This window comes from Gordonibacter sp., assembly GCF_036667095.1.
Lineage (GTDB): Bacteria > Actinomycetota > Coriobacteriia > Coriobacteriales > Eggerthellaceae > Gordonibacter.
Genome location: NZ_JAVWUP010000360.1, coordinates 288 through 1,595, shown reverse-complemented (window position 1 = coordinate 1,595; position 1,308 = coordinate 288). Strand labels below are relative to the sequence as shown.

2 protein-coding genes and 1 pseudogene are annotated in these 1,308 nt (G+C 60.5%); all 3 read right to left on the bottom strand.

Going from position 1 to position 1,308, the window contains the following annotated elements:
- The coding region (locus tag RR842_RS14610; protein WP_332730299.1) for a bifunctional DNA primase/polymerase at positions 1–332 on the bottom strand (332 nt) is incomplete at its 3' end.
- Positions 325–813, bottom strand: a complete 489-nt coding sequence (locus tag RR842_RS14605) for a hypothetical protein (RefSeq protein WP_332725336.1) — start codon at positions 811–813, stop codon at positions 325–327. The genes RR842_RS14610 and RR842_RS14605, both read right to left, overlap by 8 nt.
- Before the next feature lie 3 nt (positions 814–816).
- Positions 817–1,308, bottom strand: a pseudogene (locus tag RR842_RS14600) (hypothetical protein); the annotation flags it as partial.

Here is a 1,308-nt window from a genome sequence, read left to right as displayed (position 1 = left end):
TGCATGCCTCCACGGCCGGTGATCGCCGTCACCGTATCAGGAAGCTCTCCGTACTCCCTTTCCCACTCGTGCAGCGTGTCCAGGCCGTTCTCGCCCTTCGCCTCGTCCACGTCGAGGTCAATAACAACGAGTCCGCGCGACATGGAGCCTGTCGCAACGCCCACGTTCATGTTTTGCCGATGCTCCCATGCCTGCCCTATCTGGTCGGCATCGACGGTGCCCGCCTGGAACCCTCCTTTGACGGCCGGTATCTTGTCGCGCTCTACAAGCGGGAACACCGCCCAGTTTCTAGCGACACATGAGAGCGCCGCATCCTTTAGCGATTCAGCCATCGCGGCTCCCTCCTTCCGTCAATATATCGACCACGCGTGCAGCCGCCTCCTCCGGCGCGCAAAATTCAAACCTCACGCTGTACTTGCGCGACATTGTGGCGCACGCCTTGGCGAGCCTCAGCCCTTCGTAGCGGCGTTTTGCTCCCTTGCGCTTAGCGAAGTCCTTGCTGCTTTCCATCCACCCGGCAAGGTCGGAGAGAGAGCGCACGCCGTGTTCGTTTTCCACGAGGATGACAAGCTGGCACCCGGCATCGCGCGCTCCCAGGCACTCGGCGCGGAAACGGTCGTGCTGCTGGTCTATGTTCTGCGCCAGCTCGGCGATGTTTCGCTTGGTGTCCACGCTAACCGGCGGCGGGAGGATGTAATCCCCCCACGCCAGCTTGCAGCGGATGACAGATACGCCCTCAGCGCCCCACCATTCGTTTTTCTGCTCATGCTCGCCTAGCTGCTGCCGGGTATCCTCGATTATCGTCAGCGACATGGCTTAAAACGGGATGTCTTCGTCATAGACCGTATCAACCACCGGAGCCGCCATGGGGGCCGCTGCGGGTATCCCCTCACGGACGTTGCGCGGTTCGGGCAGCTTGAAGTCTCCGCTACGGATGTCCTGGCTTGCGTACACTCCGCGATCTTCCAAGAACTCCGTGTCCTCGCCTTTCGTGTTGGTGTCTAGCTTCTTTTGCAAGACGATACCGAACTCCAACCCCATCAGCTTCGACTCGTCGCACGTCTTTGCCCAATCGGCTGCGCTGAACCTACCCTTGTTGGAAACCTCGAGGCAGTTGAGGAAGAACTTGAAGCGGCCCTCGTGCTTGCCTTCGTACCACTGGCGACACTGGTGCGCGTACGGGTGGGTCTTTCCCCAATCGTCGGCATAGCGCCCTGCCTCCTCGCCTTCTGCAATGTCGTAGACGATGTCGAGGTAGCACTTGTTCTCGTTGCCCTCCGTGTACGTGTCGTTCACGCCAACGATGCG

Bases quoted from the DNA above. Each gene is read 5' to 3' on its own strand.
- RR842_RS14605 (WP_332725336.1), bottom strand. From the start codon at position 813: ATGTCGCTGACGATAATCGAGGATACCCGGCAGCAGCTAGGCGAGCAT.